1 protein-coding gene is annotated in these 265 nt (G+C 44.2%); it reads left to right on the top strand.

Features of this window, described 5'->3' with window-relative positions:
• The coding region (locus AAEY88_RS14015; RefSeq protein WP_350563357.1) for a Trp family transcriptional regulator at positions 1–158 on the top strand (158 nt) is incomplete at its 5' end.
• Positions 159–265 lie beyond the last annotated feature (107 nt).

Genomic DNA, 265 nt, shown 5'->3' with positions numbered 1-265 from the left:
ATCGTATTCGGATTTTTGACTTGCTAGATCGTGGCATCACCCAACGTGATATCTCTGAGCAACTAGGTGTTGGTATCGCCACTGTCTCTCGCGGTGCCAAGGCCAAGCAAAGCCATGATGTCAGCGCATTACTGGCCACACATAGAGACTGCTCTTAACCCTTTGAAAGATACTATCTAGCTTTTTACTGACGAAACTTATACTTATTAATCGACACTTATTTGAACCATTTCGGACTTTGTTATGACCTCTAGTACTCGCGCAC

It is taken from the genome of Psychrobacter sp. CAL346-MNA-CIBAN-0220 (assembly GCF_040309805.1).
GTDB lineage: Bacteria > Pseudomonadota > Gammaproteobacteria > Pseudomonadales > Moraxellaceae > Psychrobacter.
Note: the sequence above shows the minus strand (reverse complement) of the source record. Positions and strands in the feature narration are given on the sequence as shown.